Annotated in this window: 23 protein-coding genes; 11 read left to right on the forward strand and 12 right to left on the reverse strand. The window is 68.8% G+C overall.

What is annotated here, in order from left to right; translation table 11 throughout:
• Nucleotides 1-15: 15 nt before the first annotated feature.
• The 4 genes from C2U58_RS05405 to C2U58_RS05420 form a co-directional block, all read right to left on the reverse strand.
• Nucleotides 16-816 carry a DUF2092 domain-containing protein gene (locus tag C2U58_RS05405; RefSeq protein WP_172448075.1) on the reverse strand — a complete coding sequence of 267 codons (801 nt, stop codon included), beginning with the start codon at nt 814-816 and terminating at the stop codon, nt 16-18.
• A 130-nt stretch (nt 817-946) separates the two neighbouring features.
• Nucleotides 947-1,780: a class I SAM-dependent methyltransferase gene (locus tag C2U58_RS05410; protein WP_102945025.1), complete on the reverse strand. Its 834-nt coding sequence runs from the start codon at nt 1,778-1,780 to the stop codon at nt 947-949.
• A gap of 101 nt (nt 1,781-1,881) precedes the next feature.
• Entirely contained in the window at nt 1,882-3,195 is a 1,314-nt protein-coding gene (locus C2U58_RS05415; RefSeq protein ID WP_102944868.1) for an Nramp family divalent metal transporter, read from the reverse strand.
• A gap of 74 nt (nt 3,196-3,269) precedes the next feature.
• A complete protein-coding gene (locus C2U58_RS05420) occupies nt 3,270-4,220 on the reverse strand; it encodes a LysR family transcriptional regulator (protein WP_102944869.1) in 951 nt (316 codons plus the stop codon).
• 96 nt (nt 4,221-4,316) lie between these two features.
• Here C2U58_RS05420 and C2U58_RS05425 point away from each other — a divergent pair, with 96 nt between their 5' ends.
• A complete protein-coding gene (locus C2U58_RS05425) occupies nt 4,317-5,510 on the forward strand; it encodes an MFS transporter (RefSeq protein WP_102944870.1) in 1,194 nt (397 codons plus the stop codon).
• Here the strand turns inward: C2U58_RS05425 and C2U58_RS05430 are convergent.
• Both C2U58_RS05430 and C2U58_RS05435 read right to left on the reverse strand, forming a co-directional pair.
• Entirely contained in the window at nt 5,507-6,166 is a 660-nt protein-coding gene (locus C2U58_RS05430) for a response regulator transcription factor (RefSeq protein ID WP_102944871.1), read from the reverse strand. The two genes, C2U58_RS05425 and C2U58_RS05430, sit on opposite strands and share 4 nt — an antisense overlap.
• Nucleotides 6,163-9,174, reverse strand: coding sequence for a sensor histidine kinase (locus tag C2U58_RS05435; protein ID WP_172448076.1), 3,012 nt, complete (start codon nt 9,172-9,174; stop codon nt 6,163-6,165). Before C2U58_RS05435 ends, C2U58_RS05430 begins: the two co-directional genes overlap by 4 nt.
• 203 nt (nt 9,175-9,377) lie before the next feature.
• On the opposite strand from C2U58_RS05435, the gene C2U58_RS05440 reads away from it, so the two are divergent.
• The 8 genes from C2U58_RS05440 to C2U58_RS05475 all read left to right on the forward strand — a co-directional run bounded on the left by C2U58_RS05440 (nt 9,378) and on the right by C2U58_RS05475 (nt 18,160).
• The gene (locus tag C2U58_RS05440; RefSeq protein WP_102944873.1) at nt 9,378-10,034 is read left to right on the forward strand and encodes a hydrolase; all 657 of its coding nucleotides are present in this window, start codon (nt 9,378-9,380) and stop codon (nt 10,032-10,034) included.
• 2 nt (nt 10,035-10,036) lie between these two features.
• Nucleotides 10,037-10,444 (forward strand): DoxX family membrane protein, encoded by a 408-nt coding sequence (locus C2U58_RS05445; RefSeq protein WP_102944874.1) that lies wholly within the window; start codon nt 10,037-10,039, stop codon nt 10,442-10,444.
• Between the two features lie 125 nt (nt 10,445-10,569).
• A complete protein-coding gene (locus C2U58_RS05450) occupies nt 10,570-12,411 on the forward strand; it encodes an amidohydrolase (protein WP_172448088.1) in 1,842 nt (613 codons plus the stop codon).
• Entirely contained in the window at nt 12,390-13,688 is a 1,299-nt protein-coding gene (locus C2U58_RS05455) for an alginate export family protein (RefSeq protein WP_102944876.1), read from the forward strand. Before C2U58_RS05450 ends, C2U58_RS05455 begins: the two co-directional genes overlap by 22 nt.
• A complete protein-coding gene (locus C2U58_RS05460) occupies nt 13,682-15,322 on the forward strand; it encodes an MFS transporter (protein WP_102944877.1) in 1,641 nt (546 codons plus the stop codon). Before C2U58_RS05455 ends, C2U58_RS05460 begins: the two co-directional genes overlap by 7 nt.
• 80 nt (nt 15,323-15,402) lie before the next feature.
• On the forward strand, nt 15,403-16,179 hold the full coding sequence (locus C2U58_RS05465; RefSeq protein WP_102944878.1) for a hypothetical protein: 777 nt from the start codon (nt 15,403-15,405) through the stop codon (nt 16,177-16,179).
• Between the two features lie 14 nt (nt 16,180-16,193).
• Nucleotides 16,194-17,171 (forward strand): zinc-binding dehydrogenase, encoded by a 978-nt coding sequence (locus tag C2U58_RS05470; protein WP_102944879.1) that lies wholly within the window; start codon nt 16,194-16,196, stop codon nt 17,169-17,171.
• 71 nt (nt 17,172-17,242) lie between these two features.
• Complete coding sequence (locus C2U58_RS05475; RefSeq protein WP_102944880.1) at nt 17,243-18,160, forward strand: M14 family metallocarboxypeptidase; 918 nt, start codon at nt 17,243-17,245, stop codon at nt 18,158-18,160.
• A gap of 14 nt (nt 18,161-18,174) precedes the next feature.
• On the opposite strand, the gene C2U58_RS05480 is transcribed toward C2U58_RS05475, so the two are convergent.
• Together C2U58_RS05480 and C2U58_RS05485 are read right to left on the reverse strand one after the other, a co-directional pair.
• Entirely contained in the window at nt 18,175-19,332 is a 1,158-nt protein-coding gene (locus C2U58_RS05480; protein WP_102944881.1) for an MFS transporter, read from the reverse strand.
• Nucleotides 19,333-19,389: 57 nt separating this feature from the next.
• Nucleotides 19,390-20,298, reverse strand: a complete 909-nt coding sequence (locus C2U58_RS05485) for a LysR family transcriptional regulator (protein ID WP_102944882.1) — start codon at nt 20,296-20,298, stop codon at nt 19,390-19,392.
• 101 nt (nt 20,299-20,399) lie between these two features.
• On the opposite strand from C2U58_RS05485, the gene C2U58_RS05490 reads away from it, so the two are divergent.
• Both C2U58_RS05490 and C2U58_RS05495 read left to right on the forward strand, forming a co-directional pair.
• Nucleotides 20,400-21,164: an SDR family oxidoreductase gene (locus C2U58_RS05490; protein WP_102944883.1), complete on the forward strand. Its 765-nt coding sequence runs from the start codon at nt 20,400-20,402 to the stop codon at nt 21,162-21,164.
• Nucleotides 21,165-21,250: 86 nt separating this feature from the next.
• Nucleotides 21,251-21,565, forward strand: coding sequence for a DUF3817 domain-containing protein (locus tag C2U58_RS05495; protein WP_102944884.1), 315 nt, complete (start codon nt 21,251-21,253; stop codon nt 21,563-21,565).
• A 12-nt stretch (nt 21,566-21,577) separates the two neighbouring features.
• Here the strand turns inward: C2U58_RS05495 and C2U58_RS05500 are convergent, their stop codons facing one another.
• From C2U58_RS05500 to C2U58_RS05515, 4 genes are all read right to left on the reverse strand, one after another.
• Nucleotides 21,578-21,904 carry a thioredoxin family protein gene (locus C2U58_RS05500; RefSeq protein WP_102944885.1) on the reverse strand — a complete coding sequence of 109 codons (327 nt, stop codon included), beginning with the start codon at nt 21,902-21,904 and terminating at the stop codon, nt 21,578-21,580.
• A complete protein-coding gene (locus C2U58_RS05505) occupies nt 21,904-22,359 on the reverse strand; it encodes a flavodoxin (protein ID WP_102944886.1) in 456 nt (151 codons plus the stop codon). Before C2U58_RS05505 ends, C2U58_RS05500 begins: the two co-directional genes overlap by 1 nt.
• Nucleotides 22,360-22,369: 10 nt before the next feature.
• Complete coding sequence (locus C2U58_RS05510; protein WP_102944887.1) at nt 22,370-23,410, reverse strand: ribonucleotide-diphosphate reductase subunit beta; 1,041 nt, start codon at nt 23,408-23,410, stop codon at nt 22,370-22,372.
• A gap of 63 nt (nt 23,411-23,473) precedes the next feature.
• Nucleotides 23,474-25,846 (reverse strand): ribonucleoside-diphosphate reductase subunit alpha, encoded by a 2,373-nt coding sequence (locus C2U58_RS05515; RefSeq protein ID WP_102944888.1) that lies wholly within the window; start codon nt 25,844-25,846, stop codon nt 23,474-23,476.
• Nucleotides 25,847-25,859 lie beyond the last annotated feature (13 nt).

Genomic DNA, 25,859 nt, shown 5'->3' on the forward strand with positions numbered 1-25,859 from the left:
GTGGTCGTGGTCATGTCACTGGCCTCCCGTGACGGTGTCGTCGGCCGCGACGGCAACCGGCACGAACACGATGCGGGTGGCGCCGTCCGGTCGGAACACCAGGTCATTGGCGGCCACGCTGCGTTTCGTGTCCCAGTTCAACGTCGCCAGATAGCTGGGCAGCGCCGGATCGGAATGGCTGGTGATCAACAACTGCAGTGGCAGCCGGGTGGTGTCGGAGATCCACACCTGCCAGTCCACCCCCGGTTGGCGGAACGCATAGTGGCGGGTGGGCTGTTCGTCGATGCGTTCTGTGCCGACGAACAGCGCCGAATCGATGCGCTCGGTCGGGAATCCCGGCGTGCCCCACAGGAACAGATCCGCCAGCGGGAATTCGATGCCCAGCTGGGTGGCCGAGTCGCTCAGCAGCGCCTGGCTGCTGCGATCCAGGTTCTCGACCTGCGCGTAGAACTTCTGCGCAGGGGAGGCAATCGTCAGCGTATGGCCGTCGTAGAACAGCTGGCGGTGCTGGTGGTCGCTGCGGACTTCGACGAAGAAACGGTCCGGGCCCAGCACCTTGTAGTCCACCGTACCGGCCAACGCCAGCTTCTGGCCATCATCGAGCACATACTCGGTGCGCGTGGTGGCCGCTAGGGTGAACTGCGGCAGCGCACGCAGCGCCTTGCCCATGCGCTCCAGCGCGGCAATCGCATCCGGGTCCCGGGTGGCTGCGCCCACGGTTTCGCTGGCGGTGGGTGGCGCGGCGACTGCCGTCGACCACGCCCACGGCGCAGCCAGCAACAGGGCCAACAACAGGCAGGAACGGGACCGGCGCATGGGGCTCTCCTGTGGGTGATGGCCCCTACCACCGGCCATGCCCCACTGTGCGCACCCGCTGCCGGGCCGACAACCGGAGTTACACCGAACCGCCCTAGGTATTTTTACCGGTTACGGCGCGCGGCGCGGCCTACACCGCGCGGATCGACCAGCACGCGGCGTTGAACACCACGTTGTCGCCCTGCACGAACGGCGCGAACGCATCGACCACCGTCTGCAGGATCCGGGTGCGGTCGGCTGGCGCCAGATCGGCCGCGCGCAGCGCCTGGCCGACCGGGCCCAGCAATGAGACGTAGGTGGGCAGCTGGTCTGCCGGGATGCTGCATTCGACGTCCAATTGCGTGATCTGGATGTCCTTCCAACCGGCGTCCTTCAGAATCCCCCGCACTTTGTCCGCATCGGCAAACGCAAACTGGCCGGGCCCGCCTTCCGCACGCGCAGGCAGGGTCAGCAGCGGCGCGGCGACGCGCTCGGCAGTGGTCATGAACGGGTTGTCGGCCGGGCCGCGCCAGGCGATGGCATGCAGGCTGCCGCCGCTGCGCAGGGCGCGCCGCAGGTTGGCGAAGGCCTGCACGGGATCGTTGAAGAACATCACCCCGAAGCGCGAGACGATGCGGTCCAGGCTGGCGGGGGCGAAGGCGTGCTGTTCGGCATCGGCCACGGTGAAGTCGATGGATTGGCCTGCAGACCGTGCGCGTTCGCGCGCGACGTCAATCATCGGGGCGGAAATGTCGACGCCACTGCAGCGCCCGTGGGGCCCCAGCCGGTCGGCAATGGCCATGCATACCGCCCCGGTGCCGCAGCCCACGTCCAGCACATGCGCGTCAGGAACGGCACCGATGGGGTCGGCAAGCAGGGGAACGAAACCGGCGAACATGCCATCGAGCAGCGACTGCGCCTGCACCCAGGCATCGCCGGCCGGGCCATTCCAGAGATCGTGTTGGGTCGGAGCGGTGGAGGTCATGGGCAGCATTCGTTGGATGGGTTGTGGCGCATCCTGCCACCTCAACCGTGATTGAGGTCAAGAGCGGCCGGGCAGAGCCCGGCGCTACGGCGTTTCTTCGTTCAACCCCCAAAGAACCCTACCAACAATTTCACATTCAACAACACGATCACCGCACCGATCACCCACGCCAACCCCAGCAACCAGCGGGGCGCCACCAGCGCGCCCATCCGCGCCTTGTCGCCCACGAACATCACCAGCGGGATCACCGCGAACGGAAGCTGCATCGAGAGCACCACCTGGCTCAGCACCAGCAGCCGGGCCGTGCCCTGTTCGCCGTAAATGGCGGTCACGATCACCACCGGCACGATGGCGATGCCCCGGGTGATCAACCGTCGTGCCCACGGTGCGATCCGCAGGCGCAGGAAGCCTTCCATCACGATCTGCCCGGCCAGCGTGGCGGTCACCGTGGAATTGATCCCCGAGGCCAGCAACGCCACTGCAAACAGCGTGGAGGCAATGCCGACACCCAGCATCGGCGCCAGCAGTTCGTAAGCTTGTTCGATCTCCTGCACATCGGTGCGGCCGTTGGCATGGAACACCGCCGCCGCCAGGATCAGGATCGCCGCGTTGATGAACAACGCCAGCATCAGCGCGATGGTGCTGTCGGTCACCGCCCAGCGCAGCGCGCTGCGCCGCCCAGGGTCGGTGCGCGGGTAGGCGCGGGTCTGCACGATGGACGAATGCAGGTACAGGTTGTGCGGCATCACCGTGGCGCCGATGATGCCGATCGCCAGGTACAGCGCATGCGGGCTGGTCAGCACTTCGGCGCGCGGGATGAACCCGCCCAGCACCGCGTGCAGCGGCGGTGCGGCCAGCGCGATCTGGATCGCGAAGCAGGCGAAGATCACCAGCAGCAGCGCGATCACGAACGCTTCCAGCGCACGGAAGCCACGATTGATCAGCCACAGCACCAGCACCACGTCCACCGCGGTGATGATCGCGCCCATCAGCAGGGGCAGGCCGAACAGCAGCTTCAGTGCGATGGCGGTGCCGATCACCTCGGCCAGGTCGCAGGCGATGATCGCGAGCTCGCACAGCAACCACAGGCACAGGTTCACCGGTTTGGAGAAATGGTCGCGGCAGGATTGCGCCAGGTCGCGCCCGGTGGCGATGCCCAGCCGCGCCGACAGCCCCTGCAGCACGATCGCCATCAGGTTGGAGAGCAGGATCACCGAGAGCAGCAGATAGCCGAACTGTGCGCCGCCGGCGATGTCGGTGGCCCAGTTGCCCGGGTCCATGTAGCCCACGGAGACCATGTAGCCCGGGCCGAGGAAGGCCAGCAGCCGGAACCACCAGTGCCCGCCGCTGGGCACGGCCACGCTGGCGTGCATTTCACCGAGGCTGGGGGTTGGGGTGGTGGGGTGCGCGCTCATGCGTCGAATATAGCAGAGGCTATGTTATGCAGTCTGTGCAAATTCCGTAGCGCCGGGCTCTGCCCGGCTGTGCGTCAGGCGCGGGATGGCAAAGGCAACGAACGCATCCCGTGGGTGTACCGCAAGCTGGCCTTCATGCTGTCGATGAAGGCGCGCAGGCGAGTGGGAATCTGCCGCGCGGCCGGGTACACCAGGTGCACCGGCAGCGGCGGCGCCTCCCAGCCGGGCACCAGCTGCAGCAGACGGCCCTCACGCAGGTCGTCGGCCACCAGCCACGCCGACACGACCGCCGCGCCCAGCCCAGACAACGCCGCGCGGCGCACCACGAACAGGTTGTCGGTGAGCAGGCGCGGTTGGATGTCCACCCGCAGGGCCGGGCCGTCGTCGGCGGGCAGCAGGCTGAAGCGCTCGCGGTAGAACGTGGTCAGCGCGATCCACGGCAGGCCCGGCAACAGGGCGGGGTCGTGCGGGTCGGCCGTGCCCAGCAGCGACGGGGCGGCAATCACGATGCGCGGCACTTCGGCCAGCGGCACCGCGACCAGTTGCGGTGCATCGACGCCGCCGACCCGGATGGCACAGTCGATGCCATCGGCGATGAAGTCCACCGGGCTGTCTTCCAGCATCCATTCCAGGGTCACCTGCGGGTGGCGCGCCATGAACTGCAGCATCGGCTCCAGCAGCTGGGCCTGGCCGAACGCATGCGGCACCACCACGCGCAGGCGCCCGCGCGGCACATCGACCTCGCCGCGCAGGTCGGCCTGGATCGCGTCCCAGTCGTCCACCAGCGCACGGGCGTGGGCGTAGCAGCGCTCGCCGTCTTCGGTGAGGGTCATCTGGTGGGTGGAGCGCTGGATCAGGTGCAGGCCGAACAGGCGTTCCAGGGTCTGCAGGCGTCGGCTGACGGTGGGCTGGGTGGTGCCCAGCTGCACGGCAGCGGCCGACAGGCTGCCGCTTTCCACGATGCGGACGAAGGTATGCAGCAGATCGATCCGGTCCGCGCCGGCGGCGGGGGACGGTGTGGTCATACAACCTTCGTATGATGGATATGTACTCAAGCCTACTACACGCAGGGGCGGCCAGAGAGGAACCTTGCGGCACTCTCTTTCTGCCTGGAGTGGCTCATGTCCACCACGCATATCCCCGCCGTCTCGCACGCCTCACATGGCGTGCCTGCGCGATTGATCGTCTCGCTCGCGGCCGGCGCTGGTTTCTCGGTCGCCTCCATCTACTACAGCCAGCCCATGCTGGGCGTCATCAGCGGCGGCCTGGGCAGCAGCGAGCAGGCCACCGGCATGGTGCCCACGCTCACCCAGCTGGGGTACGCGCTGGGCATCCTGCTGCTGGCACCGCTGGGCGACCGCTTCGACCGCCGTCGGCTGATCCTGGTGAAGTCGCTGGTGCTCGCGGCGGCGCTGACCTTCGCCGCCATCGCCGGCAACCTGCCCACGCTGCTGCTGGCCAGCCTGCTGATCGGGCTGATGGCCACGGTCGCACAGGACGTGGTGCCGGCCGCGGCAACGCTGGCGCCGGAGGCGCATCGCGGCGCGGTGGTCGGCAAGGTGATGACCGGCCTGCTGCTGGGCATCCTGTTGTCACGGGTGGCCAGCGGGCTGGTCGCACAGTGGCTGGGCTGGCGCGCGATGTTCGGCTTCGCGGCCGGCTCGGTGGTGCTGATGGCGCTGGCCCTGGCGCGCGAGCTGCCGCACATGGCGCCGACCACGAGGCTGGGCTATCCGGCGTTGCTGCGCTCGTTGTTCGGGCTGTGGCGCGGGCAGCCGCCGCTTCGCCGCGCGGTGTATGCGCAGGGCCTGCTCGCAGTGGGCTTCAGTGCATTCTGGTCGACCCTGGCGGTGATGCTGCACACGCGTTTCGAGCTGGGCAGCGCGGTGGCTGGTGCGTTCGGGATTGCCGGTGCGGCCGGTGCCTTGGCCGCGCCGCTGGCCGGGCGTTGGGCCGACAGGCTGGGCAGCCACGCGGTGGCGCGCATTGCGATCCTGATCGCGCTGGCCGGGTTCGGGTTGCTGCTGCTCGACCCGTGGCTGCCGCAAACGGCGATCCTGCCGTTGCTGGCGATCAGTGCGGTGGTGTTCGACTTCGGGTTCCAGGCGGCGCTGGTCTCGCACCAGACGCTGGTCTATGGGCTGGCGCCGGAAGCGCGCAGCCGGCTCAATGCGTTGCTGTTTACCGGGGTGTTTCTCGGCATGGCCGCAGGTGGGGCGCTGGGGGCGGTGATGCTGGCGCACTTCGGGTGGACCGGGGTGGCGATGTTGGCGGCGGTGACGGCCGGGATGAGTTTCGTGGTGCGCCGGCGTTAGGCGGTGGGTTCGGCCGTGTCGTCCAGGCTGATGATGCCGCGCTTGAGCGCCAGGGTGACCGCGTGGGTGCGGTCGCGGGCGCCGAGCTTCTCCATGATGTTCTTCATGTGCGCCTTCACGGTCTGCTCGGAGATGTGCATGCGCTCGCCGATGCCCTTGTTCGAGCGCCCGCCGGCCACATGCCCCAGCACTTCGGTTTCGCGCGGAGAGAGGCTGTCTTCGACCACGTGCGCGGCGATGCTGGCCGCCAGCGGTGCGGGAATGCCGGCGCGCTTGCCGCTGTGCACGGTGCGGATGGTGTCGACCAGCTCGTGGCGCAGCATGTCCTTGAGCAGATAGCCGCTCGCCCCGGCCTGCAGGGCACGCACCGCGCGGACGTCGCCGCGGTAGGTGGTGAGCACGATGATCCGGGCGCGCGGGTCGTGCTGGCGGATCCGGGTGATGGCCTCCACCCCGTCCACCCCAGGGAGTTGCAGGTCCATCAGCACCACGTCCGGCCGCAGGGCCAGGAACTGGGCCACCGCTTCCTCGCCGTCGGCGGCTTCGCCGAGCAGGTGCATGTCCGGCTGCAGGCCGAGCAGTGCGGCCAGGCCGTCGCGCAGCAGGGGATGGTCGTCGACCACCAGGATGCCGATGGGCGTGGATGCAGCGGTCATGCGGTCTCTCCGGTAGTGCGCCGCCAGCGCCAGCGCCGGCGGTGATGGCGATAGATGCGCTCGCCAGGCAGGAACAGTGCGATTTCGGTACCGATCTGCGGGCGCGACCACAAGCGCAGCCGCGCGCCCAGGCGTTCGGCGCGCTCGCGCATGCCGACCAGGCCCCAGCGGTCGTCGGGCAACTGCGGCGGCAGCCCGCTGCCATTATCCCTGATGTGCAGGCGCAGTCCGCGCCGTGCGTAAGCCAGTTCGATATCGACGGCGGCCGCCGAGGCGTGCTGCAACGCGTTGAGCAGGGCTTCGCGGCCGATCAGGAACACTTCTTCGGCGGCGTCGTGGCGCAGCGGCCGTGGGGTGCCTTCGATGTTGAGGCGCAGCGCCGGGCTGTCGAGCTCGTCGGCGCGTTCGCCGTAGACCTGTACCAGCGCTGCGCCCAGGTCCTGGTAGTCGGTGCTGCCGTCGCGCAGCAGTCGCACCCGCTCGCGCGCTTCGCCGAGCGCCTGTTCGGCCTGCTGCATGGCCGCTTCCAGCGCGGCGCGGACGTCGGGCGTGGCCTGCGGGGAATGGCTCACCGCATGCAGTCGCAGGATCAGCCCCTGGGTGCCCTGCAGCAGGGTGTCGTGCAGCTCGCGCGCGATCCGCTCGCGCTCGGCGTGGCGTTCCTTCAGCCGCGCGCGCACCAGCAGGGTCAGGCTGCGGCTGCGCAGGCGCATGGCCAGCCCGATCAACGCCAGCATGGCCAGCACGCAGGCGGCACCGAACCACAGGGTCTGGTACCACAGTGGGGCAATGCGGAAGCTGCGCTGGGCCAGCGCCGTGCTCCAGACCTGGTCTTCGTTGGCGGCGCGCACCTCGAAGCGATAGGCGCCGGGTGGCAGGTTGGTATAGAACGCGCGGGTCAGGTTGCCCGCGTCCTGCCACTCGTCGTCCAGGCCCACCAGACGGTGCTGGTAGCGCACACGTTCGGGCCGCGACAGCGACACCGCCTGGTAGTCGATCTGCAGCTGCGCGGTACCCGGTGGCAGCTGCAACCCGTCGCGGAGCGGTTGCTGGGTGCCGGCCGAGGACAACGCGCCGATCCGGGGCACCAGCGGCGGCGCGTCGGCGCGCACGTCCTGCGTGTCGAGCCAGGCCAGCCCCTGGTTGGTGGCCAGCCAGAGCAGGCCGTCGGCGGCCAGCACCGCGCTGGGCACCGGGCTGGCCTGTGTCGCGATGCCGGGCATGCCATCGGGCGTGTCGAACAGGCGCGGCGCGGTTTCGCGACCGGCATCGACCGCGCGCTCGAAGTCCGCGGCCTCGGCCCGGACCAGTCCACGGCTGCCGTTGAACCAGTAGCGGCCACGCGCGTCGCGGACGATGCCGGTGATGCCTTCGAACAGGCCATCGCCGGCGGCGCGCGCGGTGCGGAAGCGACCGTCGTGGCCGAGCAGGGCCAACCCGTTCTCGCCGGCCACCCAGATCCTGTTGCCGGCGTAAGCGGTGGCAGTGACCGGCCCGACGTCCAGCCCGTCGGCACGGGTGTAGTGGCGGTAGCGGCCGCCGCTGCCGACGCGCACAGTGCCGTCCGGATAGCCGATCAGGCGCTGGCCGTGGCTGCCCACCGCCAGTGCGGTGCAAGCCTGGCGCGGCAGCGACGGATCGCGTGTCCAGCGCCCCGCGCGGTACTGCAGCAGCGTGTCGCTGCCCAGGCAGAACCAGGCTTCGGCGCGACCGAGCGGCAGCAACGCGCGTAGTTCGTGCGGCACCGGAAAGCCGGGCGGTGACAGCGCCTGCCGCTGGCCGTCCACGATCCGCACGATCGCGCTCCAGTCGCCCAGCCAGAGGGGTTGCCCGGTGGCCCGTGCCGCGTCCCGTTGCACCGCAGGCGTGGCATCGCGCAGGGCGCGGCGCAGCGCCAGCGGCTGCAGGTCGACCCCATGGCCGAACACCTCGCCGTCGGGGGCGCGGTACAGCGCCCGCAGCGGATCGCCCGGATCGGGCAGGACCAGCGCATGCACCTGGTGTTCGCGGAAGCGGTTGAGCCCGAGGTTGGTGCCGACCCAGAGGTTGCCCTCGCGGTCCTGCAGCAGCGGACCGGCGGTGGTGGAGGCCAGGCCCTGCGGGGCATCGAAGCGGTCGATACGCTGCCCGCGGTCGTCATCGGTGACATGGAAGATGCCGCCGTTGGCGACAAAGCTGCCCCACAGGCTGCCGTCGGCGGCAAAGCGGATCCGCCCCGCAAGCAGCCCCGGCAGGCGCCGTGCCTCGCGCTGCGTGGCGGGGAGCAGGCCACGTGCATCGGCAACCGGCATGATCCCGCGCTGGCGATCTGCCAACCACAGCTGGCCGTCGCCGCGCAGCGCAAGCGAGGAGAACGCGGAGACGGCCAGGCCAAGACGTTCGAAGCGGGTGGCACGCGCGCGCAGCCGCCACAGCTCACCCCCGGCGAGCAGCCACAGGGTGCCCCGCTGGTCGCGCAGCGCCCAGTGCGCGGCCACGTCGCCGATGCCCATGGCTGCGGTGGGCGCGCGCCAGCGTGCCCCGTCGAACCAGCGCAGGCCTGCGTCGGAGGCCGCCCACAGACGGCCGCTGGCGTCGCGCTGCAGGCGCGGAATCAATCCCGGACGCAGCCCCTCGCGGATGCCGAAGCCGCGCGCGCCATGTGCGTCGAGACGGGTAATGCTCCCGTTGTAGTAGGCGATCCAGATCGTGCCGTCCGCGTCGACGGCCAACGAGGTCATGTTCGCCGAGGGAAAGGAACCGCCATTGGGCGGCGCTACGCGCTCGAACTGGCGCCCATCGAAGCGGTACAGGCCGGCACCGGTGGCCAGCAGCAGACGGTTGTCGGCCAGTTGGGCGATGTCCCAGATATCGCCGGGCGCGCCCTGGCCGACCCGCCATGCGCTGTGTTCGTAGTCAGACAGTGAGGTCGCTGCGGCGGGCGGCATGGACAGCAGGCACAACGCCGCCGCCAGCAGCCAGCCGCACGCCCATCGCCACCTGGTCGCCGGGGCGGTGGATCGGGACACGAAAGGCACACGCTGCATGCGCGGATTGTCTCAGGCCGGGGCGCGGGCATGACTCCCCATTCGGGGCAGGCGCAAGGGGTGCGCAATGGGGTAGTGGCATGTGCCTCTCCCCCAAAAGAGTAGCTGCGCCCACCACCCAAGGGGGGTAGGGCATTGGCGCCGTCGCCGTCACCATTTCGTTACCCATCCCGCAAGGACTTCCGATGACCACCGCCACCGCCGTACCGGGCAGCTCGCTGCTGTCGCCGACCAACCACGCCCTCGTACTGATCGACTTCCAGTCGCAGATGGCGTTCGCCACGCGCAACATCGACATCGCCGCGCTGCGCAACAACGTGGCGATGCTGGCCAAGGGCGCGGCCGGCTTCAAGGTGCCGGTGGTGCTGACCACGGTGGCCGAAAAGTCGTTCTCCGGCCCCATGTTCCCGGAACTGCCCGCGATCTTCCCGGGCCAGAAGGTGCTGGACCGCACCACCATGAACAGCTGGGAAGACCAGCCGGTGGTGGATGAGATCAACCGCATCGGCCAGAAGCGCGTGGTGCTGGCAGGCCTGTGGACCAGCGTGTGCATCGTAGGCCCGGCGTTGTCGGCGATCGAGCAGGGCTTCGAGGTCTACGTGATCACCGACGCCTGCGGCGATGTCAGCGACGAGGCACACGAGCGTGCGGTGACCCGCATGGTCCAGGCCGGCGCGGTGCCGATCACCGCCCTGCAGTACGTGCTGGAACTGCAGCGCGACTGGGGCCGCGGCGAAACCTACGACCTGACCACCGGCATCGCCCGCGAACATGCCGGCGGTTACGGGCTGGGCATCCAGTACGCCAAGGCGATGTTCGGCGCGCAGGAAGGCGGCCACTGAACATGGCCGGCAGCACCACCGGCCTGGACCTGGGGCTGCTGGTGCTGCGGCTGGCGGCGGGTGGTTTCCTGCTGCCGCACGCGCTGGGCAAATTGTTCGGCTGGTTCGGCGGCCCCGGCCTGGGCGGGTTCGCCGAGGAGCTGCGCGGATTCGGCCTGCCTGCACCCGCACCCGCACCGCTGCTGCTGGCCGTGGTGCAGGTGCTGTGCGGGCTGGCGGTGCTGCTGGGCTGGCAGACCTGCGCAGCCGCCAGCATCGCGGCGCTGTTCCTGGCCACCACCGCCGTGCTGGCCCTGCCCAAGGGCTGGTTCTGGATGCACGGCGGCATCGAATACCCCCTGTTCTGGACGATGGCCCTCCTTGCCATCGCACTGGCCGGACCCGGCGCACTCGCGCTGCAGTCCCTGTGAGCGGAGCGCCCCACATGACCTCTGATCCCACCCTGCCTGGCCGCCGCGACCTGCTGCTGGGTGCCGGTGCCGCCATGGCGCTGGGCCTGGCCGGCCGCGCCTTCGCTACTTCTTCGGAGAAACCCATGACCACGCTGCTGATCCGCAACGCCCGCATCACCACGCTCGACCCCCGCGTGCCGCAGGCCGATGCGCTGGCGGTGGTGGACGGGCGCATTGCTGCCATTGGCGCCGAAGCGCAGGTGCGCGCAGGTCTTGTCGACGTCACCGTGATCGACGCCGGCGGGCGCCGCCTGGTGCCCGGCCTCAACGACAGCCACACCCACCTCATTCGTGGCGGGCTGAACTACAACCTGGAACTGCGCTGGGACGGACTGCGCTCGCTGTCCGACGCGATGGCCATGCTCAAGGCGCAGGTCGACAACACCCCGGCGCCGCAATGGGTGCGCGTGGTCGGCGGCTTCACCGCGGAGCAGTTCGTGGAAAAGCGCCTGCCGACCCTGGCCGAACTCAACGCCATCGCCCCGGACACGCCGGTGTTCCTGCTGCACCTGTACGACCGCGCGCTGCTCAACCGTGCCGCGCTGCGGGCCTGTGGCTACGACAGGAACACGCCGGACCCGCCGGGCGGGCAGATCGCGCGCGACAGCCTGGGCAACCCCACCGGGCTGCTGCTGGCCAAGCCGAACGCGCTGATCCTGTACGCCACCTTGGCCAAGGGCCCGCGCCTGCCAATCGAATACCAGGCCAACTCCACCCGGCACTTCATGCGCGAGCTCAACCGGCTCGGCATCACCTCGGTGATCGACGCCGGCGGTGGCTTCCAGAACTACCCGGAGGACTACCAGGTCATCGAGCAGCTGCACCGCGACGGCGACCTCACCGTGCGCATTGCCTACAACCTGTTCACCCAGAACAAGGGCAAGGAGGTCCAGGACTTCCAGCAGTGGAGCGAGATGCTCGCGCCGCGCCAGGGCGATGACCTGCTGCGCCACAACGGCGCAGGTGAGATGCTGGTGTTCTCCGCTGCCGACTTCGAGCTGTTCAACGAGCCGCGACCCGAGCTGCCGCCGGGCATGGAGCCGGAGCTGGCCGAGGTGGTGAAACTGCTGGTGGAGAAGCGCTGGCCGTTCCGCATCCACGCGACCTATGACGAAAGCATCGAGCGCATCCTGGATGTGTACGAGCAGGTCAACCGCGAGATCCCGTTCGACGGCCTGCACTGGTTCATCGACCACGCCGAAACCATCACCCCGCGCAACATCGACCGCATCCGCGCGCTCGGCGGCGGGCTGGCGATCCAGCACCGCATGGCCTACCAGGGCGAAGCGTTCGTGCAGCGCTACGGCGCCGAGGCGGCACGGCACACCCCGCCGGTGCGGCGCATGCTGCAGGCCGGGCTGCCGGTCGGTGCCGGGACTGACGCCACCCGCGTGGCCAGCTACAACCCATGGGTGGCGCTGTCGTGGCTGGTGACCGGACGCACCGTGGGCGGGCTGGCGCTGTACGGCGAAGAGAACCTGCTCGAACGCGAAGAGGCGCTGCGCCTGTGGACGCAGGGCAGTGCGTGGTTCTCCGGCGACGACGGCCGCAAGGGCACGCTGGCGGTGGGCCAGCTGGCCGACTTCTGCGTGCTGTCCTCGGACTTCTTCGCGGTGGACGATGCTGCGATTGCCGATATCACCAGTGTGCTGACCGTGGTCGGCGGGCGCGTGGTACATGGCGACGGCGAATTCGGCCCGCTCGCACCGACGCTGCCGCCGGCCATGCCGGACTGGTCGCCGGTGAACCGCTTCGGCGGCTATCACGTGGGCGGTGCGGCCACCGGCTTGGCGGCGCATTCTCATGTTCATGGCGCAGGCGGGTGCCGCACCCACGCGCACGGGCACGCGGCGGCGCACCCGGTGCCGACCGACGCGCCGAACGCGTTCTGGGGCGCACTGGGATGTTCGTGCTTCGCGTTCTGACCCTGGCGCTGGCGACGGCGGTGCCGTCGTTGGCGAGTGCGTGCGCCAGTGATGCAAGCGGACGTTGCATTGTTCTGGACGGTGGCGGTGAGATTCAGCTGGATGCCTCGCTGCGCCTGCGCGGGATGTATTACGACCCGACCCGGTTCGGCATCGGTGGGCGCGAGGACGGTTATGGGCTGCTGCGGGCGCTGGCCTCGGCTGCGGTGCAGCGCAACGGGTGGGAAGGCTTCGCGCAGCTTGGCGTGCATGCCGAGCAGGGCCGTAACGGCGGGCCCGGCGGTACGGATCGTGGCGCGCTCGATCTTCAGCAGGGCTATGTGCGCTGGCACGGTGAACACCTCAGTTGGCAGTTGGGTCGCCAGGAAGCGGCGTACGGCAGTTCACGGCTGCTGTCGGTGCGCGATGGCCCCAACATCCGGCTGGCCTTCGACGGCGTGCGCGGGCGCTGGCAGCAGGGTGGCTTCAAGCTCGACCTGATGGCGCTGCGCCCGGTCGACAACCGTAGCGGTGCGTTCGACGACCGCAGCGACCGCGGCCAGCACCTGGCCGGGGGCTATGCCACCTGGCAGCGCGGCAGAGCGGGCAACGGCACCGATCTGTACCTGCTCGACTACGGCCGCGACGGCGCACGCTTTGCCAGCGCCGTGGGCAACGAGCGGCGGCGTTCGCTGGGCGCGCGCTGGTTTGCGCTGCAGCCGCGCTGGGACGCCAACATCGAACTGGTCGCGCAGCAGGGCACGCTGTCGCGCAGCCAGGGCAACCTCGACATCCGTGCCTGGACCCTGGCCACCGACAGTGGGCTGCGCTGGCCAACGCACCGCTGGCAACCGCGGCTGGGCATCAAGCTGGACATCGCCAGCGGCGACCGCAACCCCCAGGACGGGCGGCTGGGTACCTTCAACGCGATGTACCCGAAGTCGGCGTACTTCAGTGAGGCCAGCCTGCTGGCACCGGCCAACCTGATGGATGTGCAGCCCACGCTGACACTGACGCCGCGTCCCGGCCTCAGCACCGGGTTCGGCTGGCAGCTGGCATGGAAGCACCAGCGCAGCGACGCGGTCTACACCACCCCGGCGCCGCTGGCGGCGGTCCCCGGCACGGCCGGCACGCCGCGCCGGATCGGCCAGCAATACAAGTGGGAAACCAGCTGGGAGGCGACGCCGCAGTGGACCTGGAAGGGTCAGCTGGCGTGGTTCGACGCCGGTCCTGGCCTGCGTACGGCCGGTGGCCGCGACACCTTCTTTGCATCGGTAGTGGGAGCATGGCAATGGTAGACACACACGAAAATGCGGCGCCGGGCGCGTGGTCGCCGCTGAAGATCAAGCTGTTCCGGGCGATGTGGCTGGCGATCCTGGGCAGCAATGTCGGCACCTGGGTCAACGATGTCGCTGCCGCCTGGGTGATGGCCGAGCGCACCGGCTCGCCGCTGATGGTGGCGCTGGTGCAGTCGGCCACGACCGTGCCGGTGGTACTGCTGGCACTGGTGGCAGGCACCCTGGCCGACATCGTCGACCGCCGCCGCTACCTGCTGTTCACCCAGGGCTGGATGCTGCTGGTGGCGGCTTCGCTGGCGACGCTCACCGCGTTGCAGATGCTGACCCCGCCGCTGCTGGTGGCCCTCACCTTCGCGATGGGCTGCGGCGCGGCGATGGCGATGCCGGCCCAGGCCGCCATCGTCTCCGAACTGGTGCCACGGCCGATGCTGGCCTCGGCGGTGGCGCTGAACTCCATCGGCATCAACATCGCCCGTTCGTTGGGCCCGGCCATCGGCGGCCTGATCGTGGCGCAATTGGGTGCGGGCTGGGCGTTCGGCCTGAACGCGCTGAGCTTTGCCGCCATGCTGTGGGTGCTGTTCACCTGGAAGCAGGACGTGCAGGCCTCCAGCCTGCCGCCGGAAGGCTTCGGTGCCGGTCTGCGTGCCGGTCTGCGCTATGCGCTGCGGGCCGGGCGCCTGCAGGCGGTGCTGATCAAGTCGGCCGGGTTCTTCTTCTTCGCCAGCGCGGTCACCGCGTTGCTGCCGCTGGTGGTGCGCGGCGAAATGAAGGGTGGGGCCGGCACCTACGGCCTGCTGCTGGGCTGCATCGGCATCGGCGCGGTCACCGGCGCCCTGTTGTTGCCGCGCCTGCGCGCGCGCATGGACCGCGACCTGCTGGTGCTGCTGGCCACGCTGGCCTGCGCGCTGAGCCTGCTCGGCCTGGCGTGGCTGCGGCATTGGGCGTTGCTCCCGGTGGCGATGCTGGTGAATGGCTTTGCGTGGATCACGGTGCTCTCTTCGCTCCAGATCGCCGCGCAGACTGCGGTGCCGGCCTGGGTGCGGGCGCGCGCGCTGTCGCTCTACATCATGGTGTTTTCGCTGGGCATGGCCGCCGGTGGGCTGAGCTGGGGCAGCATCGCCCAGCGCACCTCGATCCCGTTCGCGCTGACCGTGGCTGCCATCGGCGCCGTGGTGGCGGGCCTGCTGGTGTGGCGGGTGCGCATTGCCGGCAGCGAAGAGCTCGACCTGCGTCCGGCCGGGCATTGGCCCGCGCCCGAGCTGGCGGTGCCGGTCACGCATGATCGTGGCCCGGTGCTGGTCACCGTGGAATACCACATCGACGACGCCGACCGCGCCGCGTTCCACCGTCTGCTGGGTGAGCTCGGCCGCACCCGCCGCCGCGACGGCGCGGTGATCTGGGGCGTGGCCGAAGATGTAGCCACGCCCGGCGTGCACATGGAGTATTTCGTGACCAGCTCGTGGATCGAGCACCTGCGCCAGCATGAGCGGGTGACCGCCGAAGACCGCACGCTGCAGGACCGGGTGCGCGCGCTGCACCGCAACGAGCACGCGCCGATCGTGCGGCACTTCGTCGGCGGCAGCGGCGCGCTGGAGGCCCTGCACGGCGACCATGAGCACCACGCATTGGGTTGAAGGCCGCGGGCCGGACGGGTCGTGCCACCGTTTTAACTGGATACGGCGTATGGTCGGCGCTCTTTGAGAGGAGCAGATGCATGCGCTGGATCGTGTTGTTGGCCGCTTTGGCCATGCCGTTGGTGGCGTGGCTGTCCCAGACCGGGGAATTCGGTCCGACCAATGGCGCGATATCGGACCGCTATCCCACGCTGCTGGTGGCGGCCGGGTATGCGTTTTCGATCTGGGGCCTGATCTTCCTGTGGGACGTGGCCTTCGGGCTGTGGCAGCTGCGCCAGCGCCGACCCGATGACAACGCCGGCGTGCGTGGTTGGGCGGCGGTTGGTTTCGCGCTGACGGCCGCGTGGATGCCGGTGTTCTCCAACGAACTGTTCCTGCCGGCACTGGCGATCATCTGGTGCGCGCTGGTGTGCCTGCTGGTGGCCGCCGTGCGTGCCGCGCCGCCGACCGCGAGCGCGGGGCAACGCGCGTTCGCCGCGTATCCGCTGGCGCTGCATGCCGGCTGGCTGACCATGGCCGCCTTCCTCAACACCGCTCAGGTGATCGTGGCCTACCAGTGGCTGCCGACCGGCAGCATGCTGGGCTGGAGCGTGGTGCTGCTGGCCATCGCCACCGTGCTGGCCTGGGTGATGAACTACCGCCTGCGCGGGCACTTTGCCTATCCGGCGGCGGTGCTGTGGGCGTTGGTCGGGGTGTATGTGAAGCAGTCCGACTGGCGCCTGCCGGGCGCCGACACCATTGCGGTGCTGGCCCTGGCCATTGCCGCGCTGCTGGTGCTGCAGACCCTGCTGCTGCGCACGCGTGCCTGGCGCACGCCGCGCGCGGGCGTGGTCGCCGCGCACCGCCATCGTCGTTGAAGAAGGAGAGGAACATGCGCGTTGCACTGCATGAGCAGTTTGGTGACCCGACCGAGGTCCTGCACGGCGGCGAAGCGCCGACTCCACAGCCCGGCCCCGGTGAAGTGCGGGTGCGCACGGTGCTGGCGCCGATCCACAACCACGACCTGTGGACGGTGCGCGGCCAGTACGGCTACACGCCCACGCTGCCGGCCATCGGCGGCAGCGAAGGCACCGGCGTGATCGATGCGCTGGGCGAGGGCGTGACCGGGCTGCAGGTGGGCCAGCGGGTCAGCGCCGCCTCGGTGCATGGCACCTGGGCCGAGTACTTCATCGCCCCGGCGAAGATGGTGATCCCGATGCCGGACAGCATTGACGACAACACCGCCGCGCAGCTGATCGCGATGCCGTTGAGCGCGCTGATGCTTCTGGAGTTCCTGCAGGTGAAACAGGCCCAGTGGATCGTGCAGAACGCGGCCAATGGTGCGGTTGGCAAGGCGCTGGCGATGCTGGCCAAGGCGCGCGGCGTGCACTGCCTCAACCTGGTCAGGCGCGATGAGGGTGTTGCCGAGATGGAGGCGCTGGGGATCGAGAACACGATTTCCACGGCATCCGAAGACTGGACGAAGCAGGTCAAGACGACGGTGGGGGACGGCGTTGTGGCTGCGGCCGTCGACTCGGTCGGCGGTACGGCCAGCGGTGAGCTGATGAAGCTGTTGAGCGAGAACGGCACGCTGGTGTCGTTCGGCTCCATGACCGGCGAACCGATGCAGATCGGTTCGGGCGATGTGATCTTCAAGCAGGCCACGATCAAGGGATTCTGGGGCAGCAAGGTCAGCCAGGCGATGGCGCCGGAAGACAAGCGGCGGCTGGTAGGTGAGTTGTTGACCCTGGCCGCCAAGGGCGGATTGAGCCTGCCGGTGGATGGGGTCTACGGCTTGGATCAGGTTGCGGAGGCGGCCACGGCGAGCCTGCAGCCAGGCCGCAACGGCAAGGTATTGTTGAAGCCGTAGAGCCGGGCTCTGCCCGGCTCGTCGCAGGGCCGGCTAAAATCGGGTTCCCCGATCCATACCTGAGCACCGCCATGAATGACACCCGCTTTTACCCCATCGGCACCCCCAACCAACCGTGGGGCGCCGCCGAAAAGGCGGAATGGCGGGCAAGGCAGGTGCCGGTGCGCTCGTACACCGACGACGTCGTCCCCAAACTGGACGCATTGCGCGACCGGTTCGACGTCACCCAATACGGCACCCTCGACTACGCTCCGCACAGCTACCCGCTGTTCGCCGTACGCAGCCGCGACTGGAATCCGTCACTCCCGTCCGTCCTCGTCACCGGCGGCGTCCACGGGTACGAAACCAGCGGCGTGGAAGGCGCGCTGCAGTTCCTCGACACCCGCGCAGCCGACTACGCCGGCCGCGCCAACGTGCTGGTGGTGCCGTGCGTGAGCCCGTGGGGCTATGAGCGCATCCAGCGCTGGAACGCCGATGCCATCGACCCGAACCGCTCGTTCGTGGCCGACAGCCCGGCCCAGGAATCCGCCGCGCTGATGGCGCTGCTCGAGCCGCTGCGCGTGGGCATGGTCATGCACATCGACCTGCACGAAACCACCGACAGCGACGAGTCCGAGTTCCGACCGGCGCTGGCCGCACGCGACGGCAAGCCGTTCGAGCCGGGCCTGATTCCCGATGGCTTCTACCTGGTCGACGACACCGAAAACCCGCAGCCGGCGTTCCAGCAGGCGGTCAACGCGGCGGTGGAGCAGGTCACCCACATCGCCCCGGCCGACGAGCGCAACGAAATCATCGGCTCAGCCGTGGTCGCGCCCGGCGTGATCCAGTACCCGCTGAAGACGCTCGGCCTGTGCGCCAGCATCACCGGCGCGCGCTTCACCACCACCACCGAGGTCTACCCGGACAGCCCGCGCGCGACCCCGCAGCAGTGCAACGACGCGCAGGTGGCCGCGGTGTGCGCGGCCATCGACTACGCGCTGGCGCATTGACCGCGCCTTGTTGATCAGGCCTTGACCCAGCGGGCGCTGATGCCGACCAGCAGCAGCGCCACTGCAACCAGGCAGAACGCAAAGACCAGGCTGCTGGCCTGGGCCACGAAGCCGATCAGCGCCGGCCCCGCCAGCACGCCGGCATAGCCCAGCGTGGTGATCGCCGGAATGGCCAGGCTTTCCGGCATGGTTTTCTGGTTGCCGGCCATCGAGAACAGCGCCGGCACGATGTTGGCGCAACCGAGGCCGATCAGCGCATAGCCCAGCAGCGCCAATGGCAGCGTGCCGGCGAAGGTGGCCACGCCGAAGCCCAGCGCGCCTACGATGCTGCCGAGCAGGATTGCGCGCAGGCGCCCCAGTTTCGCCACTACGCCGTCGCCCACCAGCCGGGTCACGGTCATGGCGATGGCGAAGGTCATGAAGCCCAGCCCGGCGCGGTCCGGCGGTACCTGCTGCACCTCGTGCAGGAATACCGCGCTCCAGTCCAGCATCGCGCCTTCGGCCAGGAACGCGACGAAGCACAGCACGCCGATCGCCAGCACCACGCCATGCGGCATCGCGAACACCGGCGCGCCGCTGGGTGCGCGGTCGCGGCGCCAGTACCGCACCGACAGCGCCAGCACGGCCAGCATCGCCAGCGAGCCGAGCACGCACACCCATAGCGGTGCCAGCTGCAGCGACAGCAACGCGGTCATCGCGGCGGCACCGACCGCGCCGCCAATGCTATAAAACGCGTGGAAGCCGGACATCATCGGCTTGCCGCTGTCGCGCTCGACCATCACCGCCTGGATGTTCATGGTGCAGTCGCAGGCGCCCACGCCGGCGCCAAACACGAACAGCGCCAGGCCGAGTGTCCACGGGGACGGGGCCATGGCCAGCAGCGGCAGGCTGGCCACCACCATCAGCAGCGTGGCGACCATCACCGCGCGGCAGCCATGCCGGGCGGCCAGGATCCCGGCCAGCGGCATCGCCAGCAGCGAGCCTGCGCCCAGGCACAGCAGCACCAGTCCCAGCGTGCCTTCGTCCAGGCCGGTGCGGGTCTTGGCGAACGGCACCAGCGGCGCCCACGCGGCAGTGGCGAAACCGGGCAGGAAGAATGCGGCGCGGGTGGCGTGTTGTTCGGCGCGCGGGGTGCGAGCGGCGCTGGCGAGCGCGTCGAGCGGTTCGGACATGGAATGAAAACGTTTACATGGGTGGCGCACAGCTTACCCGGGCGCCGGGGAGGGTGGTCAATCCCGGCGCGCCAGTTCGGGGCCGAGCAGTTCGGCCACCCAGTCCATGAACGCCGACACGCGGCGCGGCAGGTGCCGGCGCTGGGCGTAGAGCAGGGTGACCGGCATCGGCTCGGCCACGCAGTCCGGCAGCACTTCCACCAGTTGCCCAGCAGCCAGCGCCTGGCGCGCGCCCAGGCGGGGCACCTGGATGATGCCGAGCCCGGCCAGCGCCGCTGCGCTGTAGGCCTCGCCGCTGTTGACCGTGACCGCGCCGCGCATCGGCACGCTGCGGTACCCCTGGCCGTCGTGGTACTCGAAACCCGGCGAGCGCTGGCCCAACGTGCCCACGTAATGCACCAGCGCGTGGGTTGCCAGGTCCTCCACGCTGCGCGGCACCCCGTGCGCAGCGAGGTAGCCGGGGCTGGCGCAGTTGACGATGTGCATCGCCCCGATCGGGCGCGCGACCAGCGTGTTGTCGTCCAGCGGCCCCACCCGCAGCACGCAGTCGAAGCCCTCGCGGACCAGGTCGACACGGCGGTCAGTGCCGCTCAGCTCGATCTCCAGCCCCGGATGTCGGTCGAGGAAGTCGGGAAGGTGGGGAATCACCCACTGCCGGGCCAGCCCGCTGGACATGTCCACCCGCAGCCGGCCCTTTAGCTGGCCGGTGTCGCGGCGGAACATGCCCTGCAGGTCCTCCATGTCGTCCAGCAGGTCGCGCGCGCGTTGCTGGAACTGTGCGCCGTCCGCGCTGAGCCGCACGCGACGGGTGGTCCGGTGCAGCAGCTGTACGCCGAGCTCGGCCTCCAGCCGTTGCACGGCCAGCGACACGCTGGCCTTGGGCAGGCCGAGCTGTTCGGCCGCGGCAGTGAACGAGCCCAGTTCGGCGACCCGCAGGAAGCTGCGCAGCTGATCGAGGCGATCCATGGATTGTTCGTTTCAGTTGGACAGTCAAATCAGGATCGCGTGATTTATGCGTGCTGGCAACACCAATAGTCTGGCTGCACCCCAACCCAGGAGCGCCCCCAATGAGTACTTCGACTTCCCGCATCGTGCTGGTCACCGGTGGCAGCCGTGGCCTTGGCCGCAACGCCGCCCTCGCGCTCGCCGCTGACGGTGCCGACATCGTGCTGACCTATCGCAATCAGGCGGACGCGGCCAACGAGGTCGTTGCGCAGATCCAGGCGCTGGGTCGTCGTGCCGCCGCGCTGCCGCTGGACGTGGCCGACAGTGCCGCGTTCCCCGCGTTCGCCGATGCGGTTCGTGCGCAGCTGCAGGCATGGGGCGAAACCACCCTGCAGGGCTTGCTCAACAACGCCGGTGAAGGCCTGCACGCAATGATTGCCGACACCACCACCGCCCAGTTCGACCACTTGGTAGCGGTGCATCTGAAAGGCCCGTACTTCCTGACCCAGGCGCTGCTGCCGCTGCTCGGCGAGGGCGGCCGCATCCTCAATGTCTCCAGCGGCCTGGCCCGTTTCGCACTGCCGGGCAGTTCGGCCTACGCGATGATGAAGGGCGGCATCGAGGTGTTCAGCCGGTACCTGGCCAAGGAACTGGGCGCGCGCGGGATCAGTGCCAACACGCTGGCGCCGGGCGCGATCGAGACCGACTTCGGCGGTGGTCGTGTGCGCGACGATGAGGCGATCAACGCCATGGTCGCCGGGAACACCGCATTGGGCCGCGCGGGCAAGCCGGACGATATCGGTCCGGTGGTGGTCGCGCTGCTGTCGCCGGCCACCGGCTGGATCAACGCACAGCGCGTGGAAGCATCGGGCGGCATGTTCGTCTGAGTGCGAAAGCGTCGCATTCGCGGCAAGCCGGTATGATGGCCGGCCTTGCCGCTGTTGTCGGGATTCTCTTGCGCTCTTCCGTACCGATGCACCCGATGGGTCGCGTATTCGCTGTCGTGGCCCTGTTGGAGGCCTTTACCTGGGCCGGCCTGCTGGTCGGCATGTACCTGAAGTACCACGCCGCCGAGCCGACCACCGCCGGCGTCGCGCTGTTCGGCCCGGTGCACGGCGTGGCCTTCATGGTCTACGTGGTGGTCACCGTGCTGGCCGCGGTCAAGCTGCGTTGGCCGTGGTGGGCGGCCGCACTGGCCCTGCTGGCGGCGGTGCCGCCGCTGGTGACGCTGCCGCTGGAGTGGTGGTTCAAGCGACGCGGCCTCCTGGTCGCACGTCCAGCCGCGTAACGGTGGTCGTGCTCAGGCCGAGCGCGCGAGGGCGGCGCGGATCGCGTCGGGCGACTGGAAGCCAGGCAGGCGCAGCACTTCCTGGCCGTCGCGGACCACGCTCAGGGTGGGTGTCTGGCGCAGGCCCAGGCTGCGGAAGAACACTTCGCCAATGGCTTCCAGCCGCACCTTGAGCAGCACCAGTTCGTGCGCCTCCGGCGCATCGGCCACGGCGGCCAGCGACATCGCCAGCATCCGGCAGCCGGGGCAGTTGTCCTTGTGGAAATCGACCAGCAGTGCCGGGTGGTCGGCGACGGCGGCGTGGTACTGCTCGGGGGTGTCGGCATGCAGGGTCAACATCAGGCAGTGACTCCAAGGGGTTGCAGGACGCGGTCGGTCCAGCGGTGGATGGCGCGGGTATCGGCCGGGCCATGCGGCATCTGCTCGATTTCCAGCACGGGGTGGGGCGAGCCGAAGTGGCGGGCCAGCCGATGCGCGGCGCCGCAGTAGTACTCCAGGCCCCACTGGGTTTCGCCGGTGCCGAACACCGCCACGGTCTCCGCAGGGGGACTGCCGGCGATGTCGTGCAGGGCGGCGACGAAGCGCTTCATCTCGGCCGGGTTTCGCCCGGCGTTGTCGGTCCAGCAGCCGAGCAGCAGGCGGTCGTGCGGTTGCGCGGCGGTCGCCGCCGCCTGCGCGTCATCGACATCCATCAGTTGCACGCGGTGACCGCGTGCGCTGCAGTGCGCCGAGACCTGGCGCGCCACCTCACGGGTATTGCCGCTCAGCGATGCGTAGCAGACCAGCACATCCATGGGCAGGACCTCACAGGTCGTCGAAGCCATTGTCCGAGTTGGTCTTCTTGTAGCTGGCATTGCGCATTTCGAAGAAGTCGGTCTTGGTTTCGGTGAAGTTGTCGGCGTAGGCCTTGATCCACGGCATCACGTTGGCGTTGGCGTCGCCGTACAGCTGTTCGATGCCGAGCATGCCGGCCATCTTGTTGGCGCGGTACTTCACGTAGCGGATCATCTCGTCCACGTCGATGCCGTCGATCCCATCCAGCACCTCGCCGGTCCAGCGCGTCTCCAGCTGGATGGCATGCTCGAACGCTTCGTGCACATAGGCGGTGAGCGCATCGCCCTGCAGCTGCTGGTTTTCGCCGATGATGGCGCGGATCAACTCGCTGATGAACTTGGTGTGGGCCAGCTCGTCGCGGTTGATGAAGCTGATGATCTTGCCGGTGCCGGTCATGCGGTTCTGCCGCACCAGGTTGTAGAAGAAGGCGAATCCCGAATAGAAATTGATGCCTTCTAGGATGGAAGACTGGATCAGTGAGCGGATCAGGGTCTCGGCGGTCTTCTCCCGCATGAAGTCGTCGTAGGACTGCATGATGGGCGCATTGCGGGCGAGGATGGTCGGGTGGGTCCGGGCCAGTTCGAACACCCGGTTCTGGTCGGCCAGCCCGGCGATGGAGGCCAGCACGTAGCTGTAGCTTTCGTTGTGGATCACTTCCTGCTGGCCGATGATCGCCGCGTTGGCATGCGCGGCGGGGTCGGTGATGTACTCGGCCACGTTGTAGATGAAACGGGTCTGCGGCGAGTCGAGCGTGGCCAGCAGGCCGATGATGGAGTCGTAGGCATTTTTCTCGCGCGCGTTGAGCTCGCCGTACTGGCGGGCGTCGCCCTTCATGTCCACTTCGTCGGGAATCCAGAAGTTGGTCGAGAGTTCCTTGTAGGCCCGGTAGAAGGATGGGTAGGGAATGTCGTTCCAGTTCAGGATGCCGCTGGTGCGGCCATTGATGATGCCGGTCGAGCGGTTCGGGTGGCGCGGTTCAAGGATCTTGATGCGTTCGAGCGGGGTGGACATGGAAGTTCCATCGTTCGGGAAAAGGACGGTAGAGCCACGCCCTGCGTGGCTGCGCAACCAAGGTCAGGACGAACACCACTCGCACTCGTCTATGTCGATATCGTTCGACCTGACGTAATACGTTGTCTTCAACCCCTCCCTCCAGGCACTCATATGCAGCGCCAGCAACGTGCTCGCACGGATCGTGCTCGGCACGTACAGGTTGAAGCTGATCGACTGGTCGACATGGCGCTGCCGTCGTGCGTTCTGCCGAATGCTGGCGAACTGGTCCAGCCGGTACGCGCCCTTTTCGTAATACGGGTAGGTTTCCAGCGACAACTCCGGCGCGGCCACCGGGCGACGGAAGTCCTTCTTCTCCTCGTAATAGAACGCCCCGTACACCGGATCGATCGACGCGCTGGAACCGGCGATCTGTGCCGTACTCATGTTCGGCGCCACCGCCAGCAGCCAGCCATTGCGCAACCCGTGCGTGGCCACCTGTGCCGCCAGTGCCTGCCAGGCCGGGCTGTCGTAGCCGCGCGCGCGGAAGTACGCGCCGGTCTGCCAGTCGCTGCCGGCGAAGGCGCTGTACCGTCCCTTTTCCTGCGCCAGCTGCAGGCTGGCCTGGATCGACAGGAAGTTGATCCGCTCGTACAGGCTGTCGGCGTAGTCCTCGGCCTGCACGCTGTCCCACTGGATGTGCTGCTGGGCCAGCAGGTGGTGCCAGCCGAACGTGCCCAGGCCGATCGCGCGGTACTTGCGGTTAGTGATGGTGGCCTGCGGCACCGGCAGCTGGTTGAGGTCGATCACGTTGTCGAGCATGCGCACCTGGATCGGCACCAGCCGCTCGAGGACATCCGCGGAGAGCAGGTCCGGCGCTGCAGTGACCGCGCGACCCAGGTTGATCGACGACAGGTTGCAGACCACGAAGTCGCCGGCCTGGCGGGTGGTGACGATCTGGTCGCCGCTGATCATCTCCTGGATCATGCGGGTCGGGCTCATGTTCTGCAGGATCTCGGTGCACAGGTTGCTGGAATACACCGTGCCGGCATGCTTGTTCGGGTTCTTCCGGTTGACCTCGTCGCGGTAGAACATGAAGGGATTGCCGGTTTCCAGCTGGCTGACCATGATCCGCTTGAACAGGTCGATGGCCTTGAGCGTGCGCCGGCTGATCCGTTCGTCGGCCACCACCTCGGCATAGCGCTCGCGGAAACTGCCTTCGCCGCGCTTTTCGTCATGGAAATCCTGCAGGTACCAGCCCTTGATCCGATGCACCTCGTGCGGGTCGAACAGGTACCAGTCGCCACGCCGCTCCACCGCTTCCATGAACAGATCGGGCAGGCAGACCGAGGTGAACACGTCGTGCGCACGCAGGCGCTGGTCGCCGTTGTTCAGGCGCAGGTCCAGGAAGGCCTCGATGTCGCGGTGCCACACATCCAGGTACACCGCGATCGCGCCCTTGCGCTGGCCCAGCTGGTCCACGCTCACGGCGGTGTTGTTGAGCTGCTTGATCCACGGCACCACGCCACCGGAGGAGTTGGCCACGCCACGGATCGGCGCCCCGGCCGAGCGCACGTAACCCAGGTAGGCGCCCACGCCACCGCCATGCTTGGACACCCGCGCCACGTCGGTGTTGGAGTCGTAGATGCCCTGCAGGCTGTCGTCCACGGTGTCGATGAAGCACGACGAGAGCTGCCCGCCGACCTTGCCGGCATTGGCCAGGGTCGGCGTGGCCACGGTCATGTACAGGTTCGACAGCGCCCAGTACGCCTCGCGCACCAGCCCCATGCGGCGCTTGCGCGAGCGGTCGCCCTGCAGGTGCTCGTGCTGCATCAGGTACAGCGCGATGGTCAGCCAGCGCTCCTGCGGCAGTTCGAACACGCCGCGCGAGTGGTCGGTGGCCAGGTAGCGTGTCGCCAGCAGGTACAGGCCGTTGTAGGCGAACAGATGGTCGCGTTCCGGTTCGATCATCTGCCCGGCTTCCTCCAGTTCCTCCTTGGAATAGGCCTTGAGGATGTCGATCGAGTAGACGTTGCGGTCGGCCAGGCTCTCCTGCAGGCCCACGTAGGAGCCGTAGCGCAGGGCGGCGTCGTAGAAGCGGTTGCGGCTGGCGCGCTTGTACAGGCGACGCAGGTAGAGGCGCGCGGCGAAGTGTTCCCAGTCCGGGGCGACCAGGTCGATGCGCGACTCGGCCTCGCGGATCAGCAGGTCGACCAGGTCGTCGGCGCTGAGCTGGGGGCGCCGATGGATCAGCGCCAGCACCGCACGCAGGTAGTCGGCCAGGTCCAGCGTGGGGAAGTCCGCATGCACGCTGCGCAGCGCACGCTCCAGTCTCGCCGGGTCGAACGGCATGCGCCGGTTCCCGGCTTCCTTGGTGATCCAGAGCGGGGCGTGGCCGGCCTCTGCAACCGGCGCGTCCGACAGCAGCGAGGTGGCTGCGGTGTGGTCATCGTGCATCGTCAATCCTTCT

The sequence above is a fragment of the Stenotrophomonas sp. VV52 genome (genome assembly GCF_002893095.1).
Taxonomy (GTDB): domain Bacteria; phylum Pseudomonadota; class Gammaproteobacteria; order Xanthomonadales; family Xanthomonadaceae; genus Stenotrophomonas; species Stenotrophomonas aracearum.

What these genes read in the sequence shown, in the direction of transcription:
- C2U58_RS05450 (WP_172448088.1), top strand. Translation starts at nt 10,570, where the DNA reads ATGACCACGCTGCTGATCCGCAACGCCCGCATCACCACGCTCGACCCC.
- C2U58_RS05425 (WP_102944870.1), top strand. Translation starts at nt 4,317, where the DNA reads ATGTCCACCACGCATATCCCCGCCGTCTCGCACGCCTCACATGGCGTG.
- C2U58_RS05440 (WP_102944873.1), top strand. Translation starts at nt 9,378, where the DNA reads ATGACCACCGCCACCGCCGTACCGGGCAGCTCGCTGCTGTCGCCGACC.
- C2U58_RS05420 (WP_102944869.1), bottom strand. Translation starts at nt 4,220, where the DNA reads ATGACCACACCGTCCCCCGCCGCCGGCGCGGACCGGATCGATCTGCTG.
- C2U58_RS05480 (WP_102944881.1), bottom strand. Translation starts at nt 19,332, where the DNA reads ATGTCCGAACCGCTCGACGCGCTCGCCAGCGCCGCTCGCACCCCGCGC.
- C2U58_RS05410 (WP_102945025.1), bottom strand. Translation starts at nt 1,780, where the DNA reads ATGACCTCCACCGCTCCGACCCAACACGATCTCTGGAATGGCCCGGCC.
- C2U58_RS05510 (WP_102944887.1), bottom strand. Translation starts at nt 23,410, where the DNA reads ATGTCCACCCCGCTCGAACGCATCAAGATCCTTGAACCGCGCCACCCG.
- C2U58_RS05500 (WP_102944885.1), bottom strand. Translation starts at nt 21,904, where the DNA reads ATGTTGACCCTGCATGCCGACACCCCCGAGCAGTACCACGCCGCCGTC.
- C2U58_RS05465 (WP_102944878.1), top strand. Translation starts at nt 15,403, where the DNA reads ATGCGCTGGATCGTGTTGTTGGCCGCTTTGGCCATGCCGTTGGTGGCG.
- C2U58_RS05415 (WP_102944868.1), bottom strand. Translation starts at nt 3,195, where the DNA reads ATGAGCGCGCACCCCACCACCCCAACCCCCAGCCTCGGTGAAATGCAC.
- C2U58_RS05445 (WP_102944874.1), top strand. Translation starts at nt 10,037, where the DNA reads ATGGCCGGCAGCACCACCGGCCTGGACCTGGGGCTGCTGGTGCTGCGG.
- C2U58_RS05515 (WP_102944888.1), bottom strand. Translation starts at nt 25,846, where the DNA reads ATGCACGATGACCACACCGCAGCCACCTCGCTGCTGTCGGACGCGCCG.
- C2U58_RS05485 (WP_102944882.1), bottom strand. Translation starts at nt 20,298, where the DNA reads ATGGATCGCCTCGATCAGCTGCGCAGCTTCCTGCGGGTCGCCGAACTG.
- C2U58_RS05505 (WP_102944886.1), bottom strand. Translation starts at nt 22,359, where the DNA reads ATGGATGTGCTGGTCTGCTACGCATCGCTGAGCGGCAATACCCGTGAG.
- C2U58_RS05460 (WP_102944877.1), top strand. Translation starts at nt 13,682, where the DNA reads ATGGTAGACACACACGAAAATGCGGCGCCGGGCGCGTGGTCGCCGCTG.
- C2U58_RS05475 (WP_102944880.1), top strand. Translation starts at nt 17,243, where the DNA reads ATGAATGACACCCGCTTTTACCCCATCGGCACCCCCAACCAACCGTGG.
- C2U58_RS05430 (WP_102944871.1), bottom strand. Translation starts at nt 6,166, where the DNA reads ATGACCGCTGCATCCACGCCCATCGGCATCCTGGTGGTCGACGACCAT.
- C2U58_RS05405 (WP_172448075.1), bottom strand. Translation starts at nt 816, where the DNA reads ATGCGCCGGTCCCGTTCCTGCCTGTTGTTGGCCCTGTTGCTGGCTGCG.
- C2U58_RS05495 (WP_102944884.1), top strand. Translation starts at nt 21,251, where the DNA reads ATGCACCCGATGGGTCGCGTATTCGCTGTCGTGGCCCTGTTGGAGGCC.
- C2U58_RS05455 (WP_102944876.1), top strand. Translation starts at nt 12,390, where the DNA reads ATGTTCGTGCTTCGCGTTCTGACCCTGGCGCTGGCGACGGCGGTGCCG.
- C2U58_RS05470 (WP_102944879.1), top strand. Translation starts at nt 16,194, where the DNA reads ATGCGCGTTGCACTGCATGAGCAGTTTGGTGACCCGACCGAGGTCCTG.
- C2U58_RS05490 (WP_102944883.1), top strand. Translation starts at nt 20,400, where the DNA reads ATGAGTACTTCGACTTCCCGCATCGTGCTGGTCACCGGTGGCAGCCGT.